Origin of the sequence: Halapricum sp. CBA1109 (assembly GCF_009741825.1) — an archaeon.
GTDB lineage: Archaea > Halobacteriota > Halobacteria > Halobacteriales > Haloarculaceae > Halapricum.
Genome location: NZ_WPCA01000041.1, coordinates 1 through 20,640 on the forward strand (window position 1 = coordinate 1; position 20,640 = coordinate 20,640).

Sequence of the window (20,640 nt, forward strand, 5' to 3'; positions counted from 1 at the left end):
CGGCGGCCGCCTCGGCGACGAGGTACAGCGGGAGCGCTATCTGGACGTCCATCGCGTTGGTCCGGCCCGTCGCCGCCACGATCTCCGGGACGGCCCGCCGGAGGTCCTCGTGGGTCGCCTCGACGACGGTGAGGTCCAGTCCCAGCGCCTCGGCCCCCGAGCGGGCGGCCTCGACGTCGTGGCTATCGGGGAAGCCGACGACGTACGCGGGCCGTTCGAGGGCGGCCGCGACCAGCGCCGAGTCGACGCCCCCGGAAAACGCCACGCCAGCCCTTCGGTGTCGATACCGTCGAGGCTGGCCGCGATGGACTCCCGGAGGTTCTCGACGGCCGCTTCCGGGTCGAGGGGGTTCGGGTCGGGTAGGGTCCAGCGCCGTTCGTCGCCCTCAGGGGTCCGGCGGTGGCCGGCCGGGACGGGGTCGGGGTCCGCAAGCGTCGTCGGATCGCTCGCCCACGTCGACGGGTCCCCGCGGTCGGTGTACAGCGGGTACCGGCCGAGCACGTCGCGGACGAGCGCCCCGTCTACCTCGCCGGCGAACCCGCGGGTCCCGGGCAGTGGTTCGCAGGTCTCGATAGCCTCGCGGACGAGGGCTGGCGACGCTCCCTCCATCATTCAAGCAGTGGTTCCAACCGTTCGCGGACGCGTCGCTTCGCCCCGCCGGCGGCCTGTCGGAAGCTGATATGCCACGGGGTCCGCCGACCTTCGATTGCGGTTCGGCCCTCCCGGATCCCCTCTAAGATGGCGTCGACGCTGCGCTCGTCGGTGTCGACGGTGGTGATGGCGCGGCCGACCATCTCGGCGATGTGGGCGTCGCTGCCGGCGGTCATCGGGATGCCGTGCTCGACGGCGAACCGCCGGGCCTGCCGGTTCGCCCGGCCGGTCAACAGCCGCGAGTTGTACACCTCGATGGCGTCGGCGCGCGCGAGGTCGACCCGCGAGATGTTGGCCATCACGCCGCTTCTGGACTCCTGAAACGGGTGGGGGACGACGGCGATGCCGCCTTGATCGTGGATCCGGTCGAGCGTCTCCCGGAACGCCAGCCCGGTCTCGACAGCCGACTCGATGCCCAACGCGAGGACGTGGCCGGCGGCGCTGGTCACTTCCATCCCCGGGATGCCGAGCAGTCCGTACTCCGGTGCCAGTTCACACGCCCGCCGACTCGCCTCGAACTCGTCGTGGTCGGTGACGGCCAGAGCGTCGAGCGACGCGGTCCGCGCCCGGGCCAACAGATCCTCGACCGGGTCGCGCCCGTCGTAGGACAACTCGGAGTGGGCGTGGAGTTCGACCGATTGCACAGTACTCCGTTCGTCACGACCGATGAAAAGAACCCCGGTCCGAACGTTCCCCGTCGTGTCGTTCGGCTGTCGTCTGGCCACAGACTACTTTACCAGTGGGTGTGTCTAGACGTGCCATGCACCCACCGGCGTTCGGCGGCCACCCCTCGGACGCACACCTGCTGTGGGTCGACGGCGAGAAGCGGTTCGACGAGGACCGCCTCCGGGCGTGGTGTGGCCGGCACGACCTCACCGTCGAGACGGACCAGCGAGTCGACCACGACCGGGCCGAGGAGTCCCGGAAACAGTACCGCATCGTCTGTTCGTGGTCCGAGGGCGAGTCCGAGTCCTTCGATATGGGCGACGACGAGTGGGAGTTGACCACCCAGCGGACGCCCGAGACGTTCGTCGAGATAGACAGCGAGGGCGTCGCACGAGTCGCGGCCCGCGACGGCGAGCGAATCTTGGACTTACAGGAGTTGTGGACCGACGGCCCAGTGTTGTGTTTCCGGGCCGCCGACCTGCCGGGCACCCAGCGCCTCCCCATCGAGCGCCTCCGGTAGCGACGCTTTTGGGCGTGACCACGCAAGGACCGGTATGCACGTCCGCGTCAACGCCGCGAGCAGCGTCGACGGCAAACTCTCCTCGCGCCGCCGACAACAGGTCACGATCAGTGGCCCCGAGGACTTCGACCGCGTCGACCAGTTGCGGGCCGACAGCGACGCCGTGATGGTCGGCGTCGGGACGGTACTGGCCGACGACCCGTCGCTGACCGTCGACGACGCCGACCGAATCGCCGCCCGGGAGGGCCGGGGCGACCCCGCACAACCGGCCCGCGTCGTCGCCGACTCGACGCTCCGGACGCCCGCCGACGCCCGGGTCCTCGACGACGCGGCCGAGACGTTCCTGCTCGCCGCCGACACCGTCTCGGAGACGGCCATCGAGGCGATGGAACGCGAGGGTGTGACGGTGATCACCGCCGGCGAGGACCGCGTCGAGCTGCCGGCGGCGTTCGAGCGTCTGGAGGCGGCCGGTGTCGAGGACCTGATGGTCGAGGGCGGCGGGGAACTGATATTCTCGCTGTTCGCGGCGGAGTTAGTCGACGAGCTATCGGTGTACGTGGGGTCGAAGATAATCGGCGGTCGGGAGGCCCCGACGCTCGCGGACGGGGCGGGGTTCGTCGACTCGTTCCCGGCGCTGACACTCGACGCTGTCGAACGCCTCGACGACGGTGTCCTGTTGACCTACTGTCGTTAGTGGTCGTGGCCGGTCATCTCGCCGAAAGTCGCGCCGAAGCGCTCCTCGAACAGTTCCATCGTCTCGGCCTCGGCCTCCTCGACTTCCGCGGGCGGTTGGCCCTCGGCGTGGTGGATCGCGCCGTGGATGCGCTGTGCGAGGCCGAACAGCGCGATGTCGCCGATGATTTCGGGGGCCGTCTCGCCCTCCTCCTCGCGGAGCATCCCCAAAAGCGGCTCGGGCACGGTCAGTTCGTCGGCGTCGCCGTCCTCGGACTCTATCGTCAGTGTGACTGTCTCAGCCATATCACGCCATTCGACCACCGCAGGGAAGGGTCTGTCGGGTCCGTGTGCGCCGGTATTACGCTACGACTGCCCGGTCGCCGGAACCGGTCCGTTCCATCCGGTCCTCGACGCGGGTCTTCAGTGCCTCGTTCATCGCTTCGAAACCCGCTCCGATGTCTCCCTCGTCGAGGAGGAGGCCGACGAGTAGCCCGGAGAAGTGTTCGCGGTGGACGAACCGGGTGTGGTCTTCGGCGGTGGGTTCGAGTCGGAATTCGTGTCGTCCGTCGAACAGTCCACGGACCAGCAGTCGGCCGACCCACTCTAGGTGTTCGTTCGGCACCGCTGTCGTGACCGTCGGCGAGAACGTCATCGCGCGCCCCTCCGGCGGTTCCACACGGACCGAAAGCTGCTCGCCCACCACGGCGTCACCGTCGACGGCTGTGACGAAGGGGTTCCACTCCGGATAGGCCGGGAAATCGACGAGGGTCGCCCAGACCGACGCCGGCGATGCTGCGATATCGATAGTGCGCTCTATGGTGTTCATCACCCGCTAGAGGGGCTCTCGAAGCATAAATACAGAGTGAACCGTGCTGACAGTCGGTCGTCAGTCGTCGGCTTCGGCGCTCGCCTCGGCGGCCTCGGCGGCCTCGACGCCCGCGGCTTCGAGGTACTCGTCGGCGTCCAGCGCCGCTTTCGACCCCATCCCTCCGGCGGTGATGGCCTGTTGGTAGTGGAAGTCGACCACGTCGCCCGCGCCGAAGATGCCCTCGACGCAGTCTCTGTCTGGCCGCCGCCCTTGCCGCCCGCCGTCTGCACGTAGCCCGCGTCGTCGAGTTCGACAGCGGTGTCCGCCAAGTAGCCCGTGTTGGGCGTGTGGCCGATGGCGAGGAAGGTCGCGCCGACGTCGAGGTCGAAGTGCTCGACCTCCTCGGCCCGGTCGCGTCGAGTTTCTCCGTGGGGTGGCCCTCGGGGTGGCGAACCAGCGAGACGTGGTCGACGCCGTCCTCTTTGCTGCCGTGAATCTCGACGGCCTCGGTGTTGCGGAGTATCTCCACGTCGCCGTCGTCGACTTTCTCCGTGATGCGGTCGACCCAGTAGTCCTCTGCGCGGAAGTTCTCGCGGCGGTGGGCGATGTAGACGGTGTCGGCGAACTTCGTCAGGAAGTTGGCCTCCTCCATCGCGGCGTCGCCGCCGCCGACGACGAGCATGTCCTCGCCGCGGAAGAACGCGCCGTCACAGGTCGCACACGTCGAGACGCCGTAGCCCATCAGTTCGTCCTCCCCGGGGATGCCCAGCGTCCGGGCGCTGGCTCCCGAGGCGGCGATGACGGCGTCCGCGGTCAGCGTGTCGCCGTTCGAGAGTTCGACCTCGAAGGGGCGGGTCGTGTCGTCGACGGACTCGACGACGCCGTTGGCTATCTCGGCCCCGAAGCGCTCGGCCTGCGCTTTCATGTTGTTGATCAGGTCGGGGCCACTGATGCCCTCCGGGAAGCCGGGGTAGTTGTCGACTTCGGTCGTCAGCGTGAGTTGCCCGCCGGGTTCGTCGCCCTCCAGCACGAGGGGGTCGTTGTTCGCGCGGGCGGCGTAGATGGCCGCTGTCAGCCCGGCGATGCCGGATCCGGCGATCAGCAGTTTGCGGTGGTCTCCGTCCGTTGTCATACCCTACGATACCGCCGGGCGGTGTTTGTACCTTGCGCTGTTGCGCTTTCCGCACACGACCGAAAAAGGCGTTCCGCGGGCGACCGCGCGTCTACTCCTCGTCCTCGCCGGGCATCGTACCCTCGCCGACCCGGGTCCGGTCGGGAAGTAGAACTCGTGTTCGGACTCGGTCTCGAAGCGGTCGAGCACCTCGCGCAGCGGACGGGCGTAGCGCGAGAGGTCCTCGGCGCGCTGGGTGACCTCGTTCAGTTCAGCGGCCTGTTCCTCGGCCGCGCCGGCGACGTTCTCGGCCTCGGACATCGTCTCCTCGCTGAGGTCGACGACCTCCGAGATCATGCTGGCTATCTCCTCGATTCGTTCCAGCGAGTCCCCGAACTCGACCTCGGGGTTCTCGGCCGCGAACGTGTCCAGATCGTCGGCGATCTGGTCCATCGTCTCGGATATCTCTTGGAGTTGTTCCTTCTGGTCGTAGGCGTCGTCGGAGATTTTCTGGACGGAGTCGGCGACCTGTTCGGAGGCGTCACGCACGCTCTCGGAGGAGGTCTGGACGACCTCCCCGGCGGTTTCGACCTCGTCGGCGAAGCTCTTTAGCTGGCCGGTGGTCTTCTCGAGTTCGTCGATCATCTCGTTGAACTCGGCGGCGATGCGGTCCATCGCCTCGTTCTCGCCGTCGGCCTCCATCCGCTGGGTGAGGTCCCCGGCCGCACACTGCTGCATGATCTGTGCGTACTCGTCGGCGGTCTCCTGGAGGTACGTGGACATCTCCATCGCCTCCGCCCGGGAGACCTCGGCCTCCTTGCGGGCCTGTTCGGCCTCCTGAATCTGCTGGTTCAGGGCGTCGCGCATGTTGGCGAAGCCGTCGTAGAGGCGGCCGATGTTGTCGATGCGGCCCGAGGAGAGGTCGACTTCGAGGTTGCCCTCCTCCATCTCTTCTGCCTTGCCGGTCAGGCGGTCGATGGACTTTGCGGTGTTTCGGCCAAGCGCCGCCCCGAAGAGGATGATCAGCAGGACGCCGAGGCCGGTTGCGATCAGGGCCTGATCGGCGATGCCTTGGACCTCACCGTAGGCGTCGGCGGTGCTCGTGTGGATCAACACGACCCAGTCAGAGCCTTGGACGTTCGCGCCACCGACGACGTACTCCTCGCCGGAGAGGCCGTAGTCACCGTTCGCCAAGAAGCCCTGTGCCGGCCCCTGGACGGACGCGGTCGAGTTCGCCGGTCCGGCCTCGCGGGACTCGTTGGCGAACCCAGTTGCCTCGTCGTACTGCTTCATGAAGGTGCTTCTGGCGCCCTGCTGCTCGAAGAGGATCCGGTTTTGGCCGTCGACGACCAGCGCCACACCGCTGGAGCCCTCTCCGCTGACCGCGCCGCCGCCGCTGAGGCTCCCGGTGTACGTCGCGACGGGGACGTGGTAGATGAGCGCCCTGTTGTCGACACCGCTGATCGGCGTCACGTACGCGACGTAGACGTTCTCGTCGAACTGGGTGCCGTTGATCGGTGCGGTCCGTTTGACGTCCGAGGGACCGCCCAGACTGTCCATCTGCTCGCTCGTGTTCTGGCTGATACTGCTGACACTCTGGCCTTGGTAGGCGAAATACGTGCTCGCGATGATCGTATCGCTCGACGTGTTGGCGACGGACATAAGCACGCCGGTGTCTCCGCTCTCGCCCCACGTATCCCGCGCCCTGCGCTCGTCGAGCAGGTCGGACTGGAGTTGGCTCACGTTCTCTTGGGCGAGGTCAGGGTGGCGTGAGTAGGCGAACACTTGGTCGCGGTTGTTCGTGTCCCACGTCGCCAGCGCGTCGGCCTGTGAGCTGGCGAGGTTGGAGAACTTGTCGTTGACCTCGTCCTCGAACTCCGCAGTGAGGGTCTGTGACCCGACAAACCCGACTGCGCCCACGGAGAGCCCCAACACGAGCAAGACGAGACCGAACTTGATGACGAAACTTCGCCGGATGAAATCCGGAACGATCGTCCGAACGATACCCATCAGACCGCCGCCGCTGTCGTCCTGTTGATCACTGCTCATATGTGTCTGTCACCGCCGCACTGATACGCGATTGCCGCCGACTGTACCCGAACGCTGTCATCTTGTCTCATACATAGGATGTGCCGATGTATTATATAACTGTTCGCCGTGTTCAGACGGCGAAAACGCCGGTCCCCGACCGTCTCTTCGTGGGTACCTATCACGTACCCCGTAGCGACTCATCGTGTTCGGACTCTTTCCCCACCCTCATATAAAACCTTGCGCTGTCAGTATCGCATCTGACAATTGGGCGAACAGCGACACGCTATTGAGCGAGGCCCGAGGACGTGGGGTATGGTCGACGTTCTCACGTTCGGGGAGACGATGTTACGGTTGTCCCCGCCCGGTGACGACCGCCTCGACACGGCCACCAGTTTCGACGTCGCCGTCGGCGGTGCCGAGAGCAACGTCGCCGTGGCCGCCGCCCGACTGGGACGGACCGCGGGGTGGCTCTCACGGGTCCCCGACTCGCCGATGGGACGGCGGGTGACGGACGAACTGCGACGCCACGGCGTGACGCCGTTCGTGGCGACCGAGACGGACGGCCGCCAGCCCACGTACTACCTCGAATCCGGGGACGAACCGCGCGGTACCGACGTCTACTACGACAGGGGGGACGGCCCGCTCCAGACGGCGACGCCGGCCGACCTCCCGAGCGAGCGAGTCGAGTCGGCGACGGCCGTCCACACGAGCGGTATCACCCCGGCGCTGTCGGGGACGCTCGCGGACACCACGGCGGCGCTACTGGACAGGGCGAGCGAGGCGGGCGCGACGGTGAGTTTCGACCTCAACTATCGGTCGAAGCTGTGGGACACGGACGCGGCGGGGGAGACGGTCGGGCCGCTGTTGGCGTCCGTCGATATCCTCTTTGTCCCCCAACGGGACGCCGGCCCGGTCCTCGGTATCGACGGCGACGCCACGGCCGTCGCCCGGACGGCAGCCGAGCGGTACGGTATCGGGACTGTCGTCGTGACCCGCGGGGCCGATGGCGCGCTCGCGCGGACGGACGGCCGAACCGTCGAGCAGGAAACGTATCCGGCGGGCGACGCGCACGCGGTGGGAACGGGCGACGCGTTCGTCGGCGGCTTCCTCGCGCGGTACGTCGAGACGGGGGCCGTCGACGAGGGGCTCCGGTGGGGGGCCGCGACGGCGGCACTCAAGCGCTCGATCCCCGGCGATATGGCGCTCGTGACGCCGTCGGAAGTACGAGATGTCGTTTCTGGGGACGCTACGGCGCTCGATCGCTGATTTTCAGTCTCTGGACGCTCTGGTAAGGTTCATATCCTAGGGCGGCACACGTCCGGGCATGGATAACAGCAGAAGTGCTATGCGACGGGCGAGCGGAGGCCGATAGACGATGCGGAACGCGAAGATCGTCTGTACGCTCGGTCCAGCGTCGGACGACATCGAGAGTATCACTGCACTCGCCGAGGCGGGCCTGTCGGTGGCACGCCTCAACGCGAGCCACGGAACGCCTGACCACCGCCGGGACACGATCGAACGGATCCGCGAGGTCGACGAGAAGATGGACAAGCCGGTGGCGGTTATGCACGACCTCCCGGGACCGGAGGTCCGGACGGCAGAGATCGACGAACCCATCCAACTCGTCGGCGGGTCACAGATCCGGTTTTACGAGGGCAACAACGCGAGCCCCGACGCGGTCGGGCTCTCGCTTGACATCTCGGCGGTCGAACCGGGCGACACTATTCTGCTCGACGACGGTCGGATCGAGACACGTGTCGACGAGGTCGACGGGACCGACATCTACGCCACCGTCCAGAACGGCGGGAAACTCCAGTCCCGGAAGGGCGTCAACGTCCCCGGGGTCGAACTTGGACTGCCGGTCATCACCGAGAAAGACCAGCGCGAACTCGAAGTCGCCGCCGAGAAGAACGTCGACTTCATCGCGGCGTCGTTTATCCGCGACGGCTCGGACATCCGCGAGATAGAGTCGACGCTCGACGACCTCGGTGCGGACATCCCCATCGTCGCCAAGATAGAGCGCGCGGGGGCCGTCGAGAACCTCGACGACATCATCGACGCCGCCTACGGTATTATGGTCGCCCGCGGGGACCTCGGCGTCGAACTGCCCCTCGAGGAGGTGCCGATGATCCAAAAGCGGATCATCCGGAAGTGCAACGACCGTGGCGTCCCGGTCATCACGGCGACGGAGATGCTGGACTCGATGGTCGAGTCCCGACGGCCGACACGCGCGGAGGCCTCCGACGTGGCCAACGCCGTCCTCGACGGGACGGACGCCGTGATGCTCTCAGGCGAGACGGCAATCGGGAACCACCCGGCGCGGGTCGTCTCGACGATGGCCAGCATCGTCGAACAGGTCGAAGCCAGCGGCGAGTACGACGAGATACGTGAGAATCGCGTCCCGGACGCCGACGAGACACAGGCCGACGCACTGGCGCACGCGGCTCGGTACCTCGCCGAGGACATCGACGCGGAGGCTATCGTCGCCGCCAGCGAGTCCGGCTACACGGCGCTGAAAGCCGCCAAGTTCCGCCCCGGTCTACCGATCATCGCCTCGACGCCGAACGACCGCGTCCGCCGACAGCTAGCCCTGTCGTGGGGGGTCCACCCCACATCGGCACCGTACACGACCGGCGGCGCGGACGCCATCATCCAGAACTCCGTCCAGTCGGCGCTGTCCTCCGGCATCGTCGACAGCGGCGACACCGTCGTCGTCGTCTCGGGGATGATGACCGAACTCGACGGCATCAACACCTCGAATATGCTGAAGGTCCACGTCGCGGCCGACACCATCCTCTCGGGCCAGACCGTCGTCGAGGGACTCGTCTCCGGATCGCTGTACCGCGCGACCGACGGCGACCTCTCCGCGGCCCCGGAGGGGTCGGTCGTCTTCCTCCCCGAGACGGTCTCCGAGAACCTCTCGGGCGACGCCGCGGGCGTCCGCGGCATCGTCGCCGAGAACAAGGGGATGAAAGGGCACGTCGCGGTCAAGGCCCGCGAACTCGACATCCCGATGATCGCCGGCGCGACGCTTCCGGCCGACGCCGACGACGGAATCCCGGTCACGCTGGACGCCGAACGGGGCGTCCTCTATCACGACGCCGTCAACGAGCCGCAGTAGTGTAGGCAAAAAAACACATACCGACGCGAGTAAATATGTGCAGTTAAGTACGGAGGGGTACACACTCCGATAGTATGGCCACGTACGCAGGGGTCGACCTCGGCGGGACGTACGTCCGAGCTATCGTCGGGACGGAAGCCGGCGTCGAGCGCGGGTCACACAAACAAGAGACCCCACAGGGACCGACAGGTATCGCGGTCACCGAAGCGGTACTCGAGACGCTCAGGGCCGCCTGCGACGATGCGGGCGTCGACCCGACAGTTCTCAGAGGTGTCGGTATCGGGTCTATCGGACCGCTGGACCTCGCGGAGGGCGCCGTCGAGAACCCGGCGAACCTCCCCGACAGCATCGACCGCATCCCGCTGACGGGCCCCATCTCGAACCTCGTCGAGTCCGAACAGGTGTATCTCCACAACGACACCATCGCTGGCGTCATCGGCGAGCGGTTCCACAACGACCGCAACCCCGACGACATGGCGTATCTGACCATCTCGACGGGCATCGGTGCCGGCGTCTGTGTCGACGGGCACGTCCTCTCGGGATGGGACGGCAACGCGGGCGAGGTCGGACACATGACCATCGACCCCGCGGGGACGATGGAGTGTGGCTGTGGGAAACCCGGCCACTGGGAGGCGTACTGCTCGGGGCAGAACATCCCGAAGTACGCGAGGCGACTGTACGAGGACGGCGACTGGGAGACGGACCTCCCCGTCGAGAGCGAGGGGTTCTCGGCGGTCGACATCTACGACAACGCCGGTGAAGACGCCTTCGCCGACCACGTCATCGAGAAACTCAACGTGTGGAACTCGATGGGGATGGCGAACATCATCCACTCGTACGCGCCGTTGGTCGTCTACGTCGGCGGCGGCGTGGCGCTCAACAACCCCGAACTGGTGCTGGAACCGATCCGCGAACGAATCGAGGACCGGGTGTTCATCAACATCCCGGAGATAAAACTGACGACGCTCGGTGACGACGTCGTGTTGAAAGGAGCGCTCGCGAGCGCGATGACCGAGGGGACGGGCGACCGGGCGAGACTCGACAGCTAGTTCTGAATCTCGTAGAGCCGTTCGAACACCCGTGTCGGGAACCGCGGTTCGATACGACTTGGCGGCCGTCCCTGGTCGTGTTTCCGCTCGGTTTCGACCCGTTCGACGATACCGTCCTCGGCGAGTTCGTAGAGGAACCGCCTGATGGTCCCCGCCGAGAGGTCGATTGCCGGGCGGTCCGCGAGCGCGTCGGTTATCTCGGTCACCGAACGGCCCGCGGCGTCGGGCAACTGCAGTAGTTCGTACAGCACGAGCTGTCTGTTCTCCGGGAGCGTCAGCACCCACCCCAGCGAGACGCACCGCTCGGGCACGTGGTCCATACCGGCCTGCAGGTCGGCCTCGGTCAGTTGGTCGCGGTTCTCCGCGGCGGCGGCGTCGGCCGCGCCGAAAAGCGCTGCCAGCGCGTCGTGGGCGTTCCCGCTGGCCCACGAGGCGAGCGTCCGCGCCTGTCGGTGGGTGAACGCGTCGCTCGTCAGCCCCTCCGAGGAGCGGGTCATCAACACGTCGATGAGGACCTGCTGGCCGTAGCCCGGAATCTCGATGGTCTCGACGGGCCAGGCGTCGGGCGGCGAGCGGCTGATAGTCAGCAGGGACAGCTGTGAACCGAATGGCTCGAACTGCTCTCGCACTTCGGCCGCCGACAGCGTCTGCGGTTCGCCGACGTGGTCGACGGCGACGACGGCGCTGCTGTACCTGCCCAGCCGCGACCGCAACCGCGACTGAAGCTGTTCGGTGCTGACGCCGTGTTCCGGGACCGACTCGTCGGTCAGGGCGGCCAGCGTGTCGTGGTAGAGCTGAAACCGGCTGCTGGCGGCTCTCGTGTCGAGGTAGACGAACGCGGGTGCGTCGGGCGACTGGGCCCGCGTCGTCGTGTGGACGACCGACTGTGATTGCTCGGTGCGGATCCGCAGTCGGTCGAAAAGCGCCGTCACGACGGCCGACTTCCCGGACCCCGGCGGCCCCCAGAGCGCCCCGTCTGGCGGCTTCCGGCCCTCGAACACCGGATCGAGGTGGTCGAGGACACGTTCCAGAACGGGCCCCCGTCCGGGGGGCTCTTCCACGTGGGCGACGGGACTCAACGCCTGGTAATCGACGACCAGCCGTCGGTCGTCCTGGAGTCGTTCCCGCCGTCGGATGCGCGTGTCGATGTCCATACGTGGGTGTCAGTCTGTTAGTGGCGATTTTATTCGGCGAATCAAAACAGCACCGATGCCGGAAGACGGCTGACTGCCGTGACGGGGTTTTAGAGGTACCCCGCGCTCGGCAGGACACCCGCGATGGCCAGCACGCCGACGATGACCATCGCGAGGGCGATGGCCATCGCGGGCGGGTCGACGTGGGTGCCGGAGTGGGCGTAGAACATCCGCTGAGTCACTTCACCCATCAGGCCGCTGATCGCGCCGAAGACGCCGGCTGCCACGAGCGCCGCGACGACGCCCGTCGTGCCGAGGGCACCGAGCGGGATGACCGCGCTGCCGACGTCGGCGAAGGCCGATGCCGCGACGACGGCACCGACGGACCCGAGGAGGGTGATGTGGTGGGTCACCGGAATCTTCTCGACGCCGAGGTTCAGGAACAGCAGGCTGATCGCCGAGATGGCGTAGCCGAGGAAGATGCTGCCCGTCTGCAGGTAGATGAACCCGCCCAGCACACCGCCGACGAGACCGATGGCCGTGACGCCGCTCCACTTGTACTGGTGGGGCAGCCACGGTTCGGTCGCCAGTCGGCCTTTGTGTTCTTCGGCCACTTCGCCGCCGTCCGCCATCGGGTGGGGCTCCTCACGCTCGAACGGCGACATGTCGAGGATGCCCGACCCGCGGGCCTTCCCGATGATGGGATACCCGAAGGCGATGCGAGCGAGGAACGCCGAGATGACGACCGTCAGCGCGATGCTGTCGGTGACGCCCGTGCCGTCGACGACGAGTATCGCGCCCGTCACTTGGTTGATCAACATCCCGATGAGGCCGAAGATGGCCCCCACCGCGAGGATGTCGGGCTTGGTCCCGAACGCGTAGAGGATGTTCTTCCCGAAGTGGTAGTCCCAGCCGTCGGGCTCCATCTCGGGGTACTTCTTGCCCGCGTAGGCAGTCGCGGCCACACCGCCGGCGAAGGCGATGTGCGGGCCGGTGAGGGCACCGAACCCGAGGACACCGGTGAGGCCGGCCGCGAACTCGCCTTCGGGAATTGCCGTCACGTTCGTGTTGCCGATGATGGCTCGCTGGAGGATGGCCAGTCCCTCACCGAGGAACACGACGAACCCGGTGAAGATGAAGGCCGGCAGCGCGCCGAGTGCGGCACCGAACGCCCCGCCCGCGAGGGCGGTGATGGCGAGCAGTGCAAACGTCTTCCACGGGATGTCCAGAAGCGGAACCTGAAGGATGATCTCTTCCATAGATTAGTCCTCCTGTGCCCAGTCGAGGGACTTCTCGACGGCGTCGTCCCAGCGGTCGTACATCTTGTCCGCGTCGCTGCCGGCCATCTTCGGCGTGAACTCCTTGTCGATCTGCCAGTTGTCCCGCAGTTCGTCGACGGAGTCCCAGTAGCCGACGGCGAGGCCGGCGGCGTAGGCCGATCCAAGCGCGGTGGTCTCGTCGACCTCGGGCCGGGCGATTTCGGTCTGGATGATGTCGCTCTGTAGCTGACAGAGGAAGTTGTTCTTGACCGCGCCGCCGTCGACCTTCAGCGAGGTCATCTCGACGCCGGAGTCAGCCTCCATCGCCTCGGCCACGTCGCGAGTCTGGTAGGCGATGGACTCTAGCGTCGCGCGGACGATGTGTTCACGGCGGGTACCGCGGGTCATCCCGACGATTGTCCCGCGGGCACGGCCGTCCCAGTGGGGCGCGCCGAGGCCCGTGAACGCCGGGACCATGTAGACGCCGTCCGTGGAGTCTACCGAGCGGGCGAGTTGTGCCGTCTCGGCCGGGTCGTCGATCAGGTCGACGTCCTCGAGCCACTCGATTGCCGCACCGGTGATGAAGATGGACCCCTCCAGCGCGTACTGGACCGGCTCACCCGACTTCTGGAACCCGATGGTCGTCAGCAGGCCGTGATCGGAGGTGACGGCCTCCTCGCCGGTGTTCATCAGGAAGAAACTCCCCGTCCCGTAGGTGTTTTTCGCGTCCCCCGCGTCGAAACAGGTCTGGCCGAACAGCGCGGCCTGCTGGTCACCCAGCGCCCCTGCGACCGGTACTTCGGCCCCGAGGAAGCCCTCGGCGTCCGTGTGGCCGTAGAGGTTCTCGTCGCTGGACGGTCGCACCTCCGGCACCATCGACTTGGGCACGTTGAACTCCGCTAGGAGTTCGTCGTCCCACTCCAGTTCCCGGATGTTGTACAGCATCGTCCGGGAGGCGTTGGAGACGTCCGTGATGTGGTTACCGGTGAGGTTGTAGATGAGCCACGTGTCGATGGTGCCCATCATGAGTTCGCCGGCTTTCGCCCGGTCCTGGATGTCCTCGGGCCGGGCGCGGCCGGTCTTGATTTGATCGGCGTTTTTCAGAATCCACTCGGCCTTAGTCGCCGAGAAGTACGCGTCACACTCCAGTCCGGTCTTCTCGCGGATCCACTCGACTTTGTCCTCCTCTTGGATCTCCTCGACGCGGTCGGTCGTCCGGCGGTCCTGCCAGACCAGCGCGTTGTGGACCGGCTTGCCGGTTTCGGCGTCCCACACGATCGTCGTCTCTCGCTGGTTCGTGATGCCCAGCGCGTCTAGCTGTTCGGCCCCGAGGCCGGCGTTGGCCAGCGCACGAGTGACGACCGTCTTCGTGTTCTCCCATATCTCCATCGGGTCGTGCTCGACCCACCCCGGCTCGGGGTAGATCTGCTCGTGTTTCTCGTAGGCGTTCGCGATAACTTGCCCGGCGTGGTCGAAAACCATGAACCGGGTACCTGTCGTCCCCTGGTCGATCGCACCGACGTATGTTTCCGTTGGCATTGGTGTGTCACCGTCGACGACACGTTGTTCACGGCCGGTGTCGTCTTATCCGTAACAAACATAGTGAACCATTATAAATATTCCGCAACCGAACCTCCGTTCCTCCGAGAATCGCCCGTATACCACTCTTACACCCGCATACGCGATGCGAAAATTCGAAAATCTTTGAAGTACTATTTCTTTATGGAAGACAGCGGCACCGACAATAACTATGAAGTACTCCCGGTCCGTTGGCTGAGATAACGTATGGCAGCCACACCACACGTCCTCGTCATCGGCGGGGGCTCTACCGGCGTCGGCATCGCGCGGGACCTCGCGATGCGCGAGTTCGACGTCACCCTGCTCGAGCAGGGGAACCTCACCCACGGGACGACCGGGCGGATGCACGGGCTCCTGCACAGCGGCGGCCGGTACGCCGTCGCCGACCAGGCGAGCGCGACCGAGTGCATAGAGGAGAACCGCGTCCTCCGGGACATCGCCAGTCACTGCGTCGAGATGACCGGCGGCCTGTTCGTCAAACGCCCCGAGGACGACGAGTCGTACTTCCAGGACAAACTCAGCGGCTGTGAGGAGTGTGGCATCCCCGCGGAGGTCGTCTCCGGCCGGGAAGCCCGGCAGATGGAGCCCCACCTCGCCACCGACATCGACAAGGCCATCACCGTCCCCGACGGGGCCGTCGACCCGTTCCGGCTGGTGGTCGCGAACGCCGCGAGCGCGCAGGAACACGGCGCTCGCGTCGAGACTCACTCGAAAGTCCGGGACCTGCTCGTCGAGGACGGCGAAGTCGTCGGCGTCGAGGTCGAACACGATTCGGGGCCGGGCCTGCGTGTCCACGGCGTCGAGGGCGGCCGCGAGGAGATTCGCGCCGACTACGTCGTCAACGCCACCGGGGCGTGGGCCGGCCGCATCGGCGATATGGCCGGCGTCGACATCGAGGTCCGCCCCTCGAAGGGCGTGATGACCATTATGAACGTCCGGCAGGTCGACACCGTGATCAACCGCTGTCGCCCGAAAGGCGACGCCGACATCATCGTCCCCCACGAGACGACGGCCATCCTCGGGACGACCGACGAGGAGGTAGCGGACCCGGAGGACTACCCCGAGGAGCAGTGGGAGGTCGATATGATGATCGACACGCTGAAAGAACTGGTCCCGATGCTGGAGGAGGCCCGGACCATCCGGTCGTTCTGGGGCGTGCGCCCGCTGTACGAACCGCCGGACGTCGGCAGCGAGGACCCGACGGACATCACGCGCGATTTCTTCCTGTTGGACCACGAGGAACGCGACGGCCTCCCGGGGATGACCAGCATCGTCGGCGGGAAGTTCACCACCTACCGGATGATGGGCGAGCAGATAGCCGACCACGTCTGTAACCAGTTCGGCATCGACCGAGCGTGTCGGACGGCGGACGTACCGCTTCCCGGCAGCGAGGACTTCTCTGTCCTGCGGGACTATATGGACGAGTTCGGCCTCCGGTCGCCAATCGGCCGCCGGAGCGTCGAACGCCTCGGCTCCCGTGCGGACGAGGTGCTGCAGACCGCCGGCCCGAACCCGACCGTCTGTGAGTGTGAGGGCGTCACCCGCGCGGAGGTACAGGACGCCATCGCCCAGTCTGGGTCGGACCTCAACGCCGTCCGTATCCGGACCCGCGCCTCGATGGGCAACTGTCAGGGCGGGTTCTGCTCGCACCGGCTGGCCAGCGAACTCCACGGCGAGTACGAGGAGCCGATCGCCCGGCGGGCGTGGGACGAACTCCTCCAGGAACGCTGGAAGGGCCAGCGCCACGCCCTCTGGGGCCAACAGCTCTCACAGGCCGCGCTGAACTACGCGCTGCACGCGACGACCCAGAACCGCGACCACGACCCCGCCGACGGCGAATCCCTCGACTTCTCGGCGTTCGACTCCGGCACCGACGACCGGACGACCGGTGCCGCCGGGACCGACGTCGCCGCCGACGGAGGGCACGCCGATGGCTATTGATTCGGAGTTGCTGGTCGTCGGCGGTGGCCTCGCCGGCCTCACGACGGCCGTCACCGCCGCCCGTGAGGGCGTCGACGTCCGCTTGGTGTCCTACAAGCAGTCGACGCTCCGGAACGCCTCGGGACTGGTCGACGTCCTCGGCTACACACCCGACGGCGAGGGACCGCTGACTGACCCCTTCGCGGCCATCCCGGAGTTGCCCGACGACCACCCCTACCGGACGGTGGGCGTCGACGGCGTCCGCTCGGCGATGGACGTCTTCGACGAGGTGACGGACTACCGCGGCGGCCACACCGACACGAACGCGCTGTTGCCGACCCACGGCGGGACGGTAAAGCCCACGGCGCGGTACCCGCCCGGGGCGGCCGCCGGCGTCGCTAGCGACGACCGGGACGTCCTGCTGGTCGGCCTCCAGTCGATGACGGACTTCGACGCGCCCCACGTCGCCGCCCACCTCGAGGCCGCGGGCGTCCCCTTCGACGTCAGCGGCGTGACCATCCAGTTCCCGGGCGACCTCCAGGCCGACGCGAAGGTCACCCGGTACGCGAAACTCTTAGAGACCGACCCCGCGACCCGGGACGGGTTCGTCGAGCGAATCGAGGCAAACCGGAGCGGCCAACAGCGGATCGGTCTCCCGGCGGTTCTCGGCGACGACGACCACGACCGGGTCAGGACCCACCTCGAATCCGAACTGGGCGCCGCGGTGTTCGAGGTCCCCTCCGGCCCGCCCTCGCTCCCCGGGCTGCGACTGGAGGACGCCCTGTTCTCGGCGCTGGATTCGGCCGGCGGGTCCTTCGAGACGGGCAACCCGGTCGTCGACTACGAGGGCGACGACCGTATCGACCACGTTCTGGTCGAGAAAAGCGGGACGGAGGTGCCCTACAGCGCCGACCAGTACGTCCTCGCGACGGGTGGCCTCGTCGGCAAGGGCATCGACTCCGACCGCGAGGGTGTCTACGAACCCATCTTCGACTGCCACGTCGACCACGCCGAGGACCGCTACGAGTGGTTCGACGGCGACGTGTTCGGCGACCACCCCTTTGCCCGCTACGGCGTCGACACCGACGACCGCTTGCGGGTACTCGATGCGGACGGCGACCCGCAGTTCGACAACCTCAGGGCCGCCGGCGGCGTCCTCGGGGGGTACGACTACGCGGCCGAGAAGTCCGGTAGCGGCGTCTCGATAGCGACAGGATACCACGCGGCGACTGCGGCGACGGAGGAACTATGAGTGACGCAGAAGACCCAACGACGTTCTCACCGGCGGAACCGACCACTGGCGAAGAGTTCGAACCGGTCGAGGTGTTTCCAGACAACGACGACTTCGACCTCCGACCGGGGGCAGACAACTGTTATAAGTGTTCGACCTGCGACACCAACTGTCCGGTCGCGGAAGTCGACGACGACTTCCCCGGTCCGAAGTTCCAAGGCCCCGAACAGTGGCGGCTCACCCAGACCGACGACGATTACGAGATAGACGACTCCATCACTTCCTGCTCGAACTGCCTGCGATGTGACAACGCCTGTCCCTCGGGAGTTCCGCTGAGCCAGATGCACAACACCGCCCGCGGGCGCTACGTCGACGAGCAGATGAGCAAACTCTCGGTGGAGTACATCCGCAACCGCATCCTCGCCAACTACCGCACGTCGGCGTGGCTGGCGAGCAAGGTTCCGCGGCTCTCGACGTTCGTGATGAACAATAGCGCGGTCCGGTGGGTGATGGACAAGACGATGGGTATCCCGAAAGAGCGGGACTTCCCGGCGTTCGCCACCGAGACGTTCCAGGAGTGGTGGGCAAAGCGCGGCGGTGCCGACGAGTCCCGGCGGCGCGCCCGGCAGAACCGACCCGACGACGCCGACCCCAGCGACTACAAGGTGGCGTACTTCCACGGCTGTTACTCGAACTACAACACCACCCAAGTCGGGAAGGCGATGGTCCGGGTCTACGAGGAACTGGGCTTTGAAGTCGTCGTCCCCGAACAGAAGTGTTCGGGCACGCCGATGTTCGCCAACGGGATGTTGGACGACGCCGAACGCCACGCGAAAGTGAACGTCTCCTCTATGTCCGACCTCGTCGAACAGGGATACGACGCCATCGCCTCCTGTACCTCCTGTTCGATGGCGCTGCGGCAGGAGTACCCCGAACTGTTCGACATCGACGGCATCGAGAAAGTGTCCGAAAACACCTACGACTCAGTGGAGTACCTGCGGATCCACACCGACATCGCCGACCGACTGTCCGAGGCCACCGTCGAGGGCGACCTCGCAGAGGAGTTCGCCTACCACGCGCCCTGTCACGGCCGTAACCAAGGCCTAGAGCGCCAAGCCGTCGAACTGTTCGCCGAACTCGACGGTGTCGGCATCGAGGACGTCGGGGACTCCTGTTCGGGTATCTCGGGGACCTACGGCTGGAAGTCCGAGAAGTACGAGATATCGATGGAGATCGGTCAGCCGATGTTCGACCACATGGAGGACTCCGCCGGCGAGACGGGGATGACCGAGTGTCCGACCTGCGCGATGCAGATGGAACACGGGACGGGCTACGACGTCCGTCACCCCCTCGAGTTGATCGAGGCCGCTATCGTCGAGGCCTAGGCCTCGATCTTCTGTTTTTTCTCGCGGCCGCGGACGAAGGTCACGGGGCACGGTGCCGAAAGCATAACCTCCTGTGCGAGGCTCCCGAAGACCGCCTTGCCGGTCGGCGAGCGCTTGCGGCCGCCGACGACGACGCGGTCGGCACCGGTCTGTTCGGCGAGTCGGTTGATCATCTCGGCGTGGTCGCCGACGGCGCCACGAACGGTCACGTCGACACCGTTCTCCGAGAGGCGGTCGACGATGTCGCGGACGCTCTGGTGTCGTCGTGCGACCTCGTCCGGTTCCGCGTCGTTACCCATCTCGAACTCCAACCGCTCGGCCGCCGAGTCGAACTCCTCGCGCGTGAAGACGTGACCGATGACCACATCCGCATCGGAGGGGACTGCGATCTCCGTGACTGCTTCCGCGAGTTCTTCCGCACGGTCCTTGTCCGAGGGGCCGACTGCCAGTAGTATCGTTTCGAGCGTCATTGTGTACCTAAATGTATTTACTCGGAAGTAGATAAACCCTTTGATGATTGTGGAGGTAGGTAATGTGAAATAATGAAAGATGGGTATAGATGGTGTCTATTGGGCGTTCGTGGGTATCGACTCCGCGAAACCCCTCAGGTTTTCGCCTCGATGGCGCCGATGGCCTCGGGGTTCTCGACGCTGTCGGTGTCGCCGACCGGTTCGCCGTTGTGGGCGGCCTCGACGAGACGGCGGACTATCTTGCCGGACTGGGTCTTCGGGAGGGCCTCGACGGCGTGAATCTCACGGGGTCTGAAGGGCTTGCCCAGTTGCTCGCCGACGCGGGCCCGCAACGCCGTCCGGAGGTCCTCGTCCATCGACGTGCCGTCCTCGAGGACGACGTAAGCGACGACGGCCGTTCCGGTGGTGTCGTCGGGTGTCCCGACGGCGGCGGCCTGCGTGACCGCCTCGTGGTCGACGAGGGCAGCCTCGACTTCGGCGGGGCCGACCTTCCGTCCGGCGACGTTGAGGGTGTCGTCCGCCCGGCCGTGGAGAAACCAGAAGCCGTCGGCGTCCCGTTGGGCGAAGTCGCCGTGGTCCCACAGGTCCTCCCATCGCGACCAGTAGGTGTCGAGGTATCGCTCGTCGCCGCTCCACAGCGACTTGGTCGTACTCGGACAGGAGTCCCGGGCGACGAGATACCCCTTCTCGCCCGTCTCGGCGATGGACTCGCCGGCCTCGTTCACGATGTCGATGTCCATCCCGAGGCCCGGGCCGCCGAGCGTGGTCGGTTTCAGCGGTTGGTCAGGCATCGGCATCAGGAAACAGCCGCATATCTCCGTGCCGCCGGAGATGTTGATTATCGGCGCGTCCCCGCCGCCGACAGTGTCGAGGAACCACTGCCAGGACTCGGGGTCCCACGGCTCCCCCGTCGACCCGAGCAGCCGCAACGAGGAGCGGTCGTGGCGCTGTACCCACTCGTCGCCGTGTTCCCGCCAGGGCGCGGATGGCCGTCGGGAGACGCCGAACACCGACAGGTCGTGCCGGTCGATC

General features: G+C 66.5%; 18 protein-coding genes and 1 pseudogene. 8 read left to right on the forward strand and 11 right to left on the reverse strand.

Annotation, left to right across the window (positions count from 1 at the left end; all coding sequences use genetic code 11):
- Together GJ629_RS16940 and GJ629_RS06515 are read right to left on the reverse strand one after the other, a co-directional pair.
- On the reverse strand, positions 1-265 hold a 265-nt coding region (locus tag GJ629_RS16940; RefSeq protein WP_370515813.1), incomplete at its 3' end, for an asparagine synthase C-terminal domain-containing protein.
- 343 nt (positions 266-608) lie between these two features.
- Complete coding sequence (locus tag GJ629_RS06515) at positions 609-1,295, reverse strand: PHP domain-containing protein (protein ID WP_370515814.1); 687 nt, start codon at positions 1,293-1,295, stop codon at positions 609-611.
- 116 nt (positions 1,296-1,411) lie between these two features.
- Here GJ629_RS06515 and GJ629_RS06520 point away from each other — a divergent pair, with 116 nt between their 5' ends.
- On the forward strand, positions 1,412-1,837 hold the full coding sequence (locus GJ629_RS06520; protein WP_157512272.1) for a hypothetical protein: 426 nt from the start codon (positions 1,412-1,414) through the stop codon (positions 1,835-1,837).
- 34 nt (positions 1,838-1,871) lie between these two features.
- A complete protein-coding gene (locus tag GJ629_RS06525; RefSeq protein WP_157512273.1) occupies positions 1,872-2,531 on the forward strand; it encodes a 2,5-diamino-6-(ribosylamino)-4(3H)-pyrimidinone 5'-phosphate reductase in 660 nt (219 codons plus the stop codon).
- On the opposite strand, the gene GJ629_RS06530 is transcribed toward GJ629_RS06525, so the two are convergent.
- From GJ629_RS06530 to GJ629_RS06545, 4 genes and pseudogenes are all read right to left on the reverse strand, one after another.
- Positions 2,528-2,815, reverse strand: a complete 288-nt coding sequence (locus GJ629_RS06530) for a hypothetical protein (RefSeq protein WP_157512274.1) — start codon at positions 2,813-2,815, stop codon at positions 2,528-2,530. The genes GJ629_RS06525 and GJ629_RS06530 overlap by 4 nt on opposite strands.
- A 55-nt stretch (positions 2,816-2,870) precedes the next feature.
- Entirely contained in the window at positions 2,871-3,338 is a 468-nt protein-coding gene (locus GJ629_RS06535) for an SRPBCC domain-containing protein (RefSeq protein ID WP_157512275.1), read from the reverse strand.
- A gap of 60 nt (positions 3,339-3,398) precedes the next feature.
- A pseudogene (locus tag GJ629_RS06540) lies at positions 3,399-4,452 on the reverse strand (NAD(P)/FAD-dependent oxidoreductase).
- Positions 4,453-4,455: 3 nt separating this feature from the next.
- A complete protein-coding gene (locus GJ629_RS06545; protein WP_157512276.1) occupies positions 4,456-6,480 on the reverse strand; it encodes a methyl-accepting chemotaxis protein in 2,025 nt (674 codons plus the stop codon).
- Positions 6,481-6,774: 294 nt separating this feature from the next.
- Between GJ629_RS06545 and kdgK1 the strand changes: the two genes are divergently transcribed.
- The 3 genes from kdgK1 to GJ629_RS06560 all read left to right on the forward strand — a co-directional run bounded on the left by kdgK1 (position 6,775) and on the right by GJ629_RS06560 (position 10,632).
- On the forward strand, positions 6,775-7,728 hold the full coding sequence (gene kdgK1, locus GJ629_RS06550) for a bifunctional 2-dehydro-3-deoxygluconokinase/2-dehydro-3-deoxygalactonokinase (protein WP_157512277.1): 954 nt from the start codon (positions 6,775-6,777) through the stop codon (positions 7,726-7,728).
- Between the two features lie 109 nt (positions 7,729-7,837).
- Complete coding sequence (gene pyk, locus GJ629_RS06555) at positions 7,838-9,583, forward strand: pyruvate kinase (RefSeq protein WP_157512278.1); 1,746 nt, start codon at positions 7,838-7,840, stop codon at positions 9,581-9,583.
- Positions 9,584-9,657: 74 nt separating this feature from the next.
- Positions 9,658-10,632 (forward strand): ROK family protein, encoded by a 975-nt coding sequence (locus GJ629_RS06560; protein WP_157512279.1) that lies wholly within the window; start codon positions 9,658-9,660, stop codon positions 10,630-10,632.
- Here the strand turns inward: GJ629_RS06560 and GJ629_RS06565 are convergent.
- From GJ629_RS06565 to glpK, 3 genes are all read right to left on the reverse strand, one after another.
- Positions 10,629-11,786, reverse strand: a complete 1,158-nt coding sequence (locus GJ629_RS06565; protein ID WP_157512280.1) for a Cdc6/Cdc18 family protein — start codon at positions 11,784-11,786, stop codon at positions 10,629-10,631. The two genes, GJ629_RS06560 and GJ629_RS06565, sit on opposite strands and share 4 nt — an antisense overlap.
- A gap of 89 nt (positions 11,787-11,875) precedes the next feature.
- Positions 11,876-13,024 (reverse strand): hypothetical protein, encoded by a 1,149-nt coding sequence (locus GJ629_RS06570; protein WP_157512281.1) that lies wholly within the window; start codon positions 13,022-13,024, stop codon positions 11,876-11,878.
- Positions 13,025-13,027: 3 nt separating this feature from the next.
- Positions 13,028-14,563 carry a glycerol kinase GlpK gene (gene glpK, locus GJ629_RS06575; protein ID WP_157512282.1) on the reverse strand — a complete coding sequence of 512 codons (1,536 nt, stop codon included), beginning with the start codon at positions 14,561-14,563 and terminating at the stop codon, positions 13,028-13,030.
- Positions 14,564-14,809: 246 nt separating this feature from the next.
- Between glpK and glpA the strand changes: the two genes are divergently transcribed.
- Genes glpA through GJ629_RS06590 form a run of 3 tightly spaced genes read left to right on the forward strand, consistent with a single transcriptional unit; the run spans position 14,810 to position 19,138 of the window.
- Positions 14,810-16,543, forward strand: coding sequence for an anaerobic glycerol-3-phosphate dehydrogenase subunit GlpA (glpA, locus tag GJ629_RS06580; protein ID WP_157512283.1), 1,734 nt, complete (start codon positions 14,810-14,812; stop codon positions 16,541-16,543).
- Positions 16,533-17,774 carry a glycerol-3-phosphate dehydrogenase subunit GlpB gene (glpB, locus tag GJ629_RS06585; protein ID WP_157512284.1) on the forward strand — a complete coding sequence of 414 codons (1,242 nt, stop codon included), beginning with the start codon at positions 16,533-16,535 and terminating at the stop codon, positions 17,772-17,774. The genes glpA and glpB overlap by 11 nt, the downstream gene beginning before the upstream one ends.
- Entirely contained in the window at positions 17,771-19,138 is a 1,368-nt protein-coding gene (locus GJ629_RS06590; RefSeq protein WP_157512285.1) for an anaerobic glycerol-3-phosphate dehydrogenase subunit C, read from the forward strand. The genes glpB and GJ629_RS06590 overlap by 4 nt, the downstream gene beginning before the upstream one ends.
- Here the strand turns inward: GJ629_RS06590 and GJ629_RS06595 are convergent.
- Positions 19,135-19,608: a universal stress protein gene (locus GJ629_RS06595; protein ID WP_157512286.1), complete on the reverse strand. Its 474-nt coding sequence runs from the start codon at positions 19,606-19,608 to the stop codon at positions 19,135-19,137. The two genes, GJ629_RS06590 and GJ629_RS06595, sit on opposite strands and share 4 nt — an antisense overlap.
- A gap of 134 nt (positions 19,609-19,742) precedes the next feature.
- A partial coding sequence (locus GJ629_RS06600; RefSeq protein WP_157512287.1) for an acyl-CoA synthetase occupies positions 19,743-20,640 on the reverse strand: 898 nt, incomplete at its 5' end.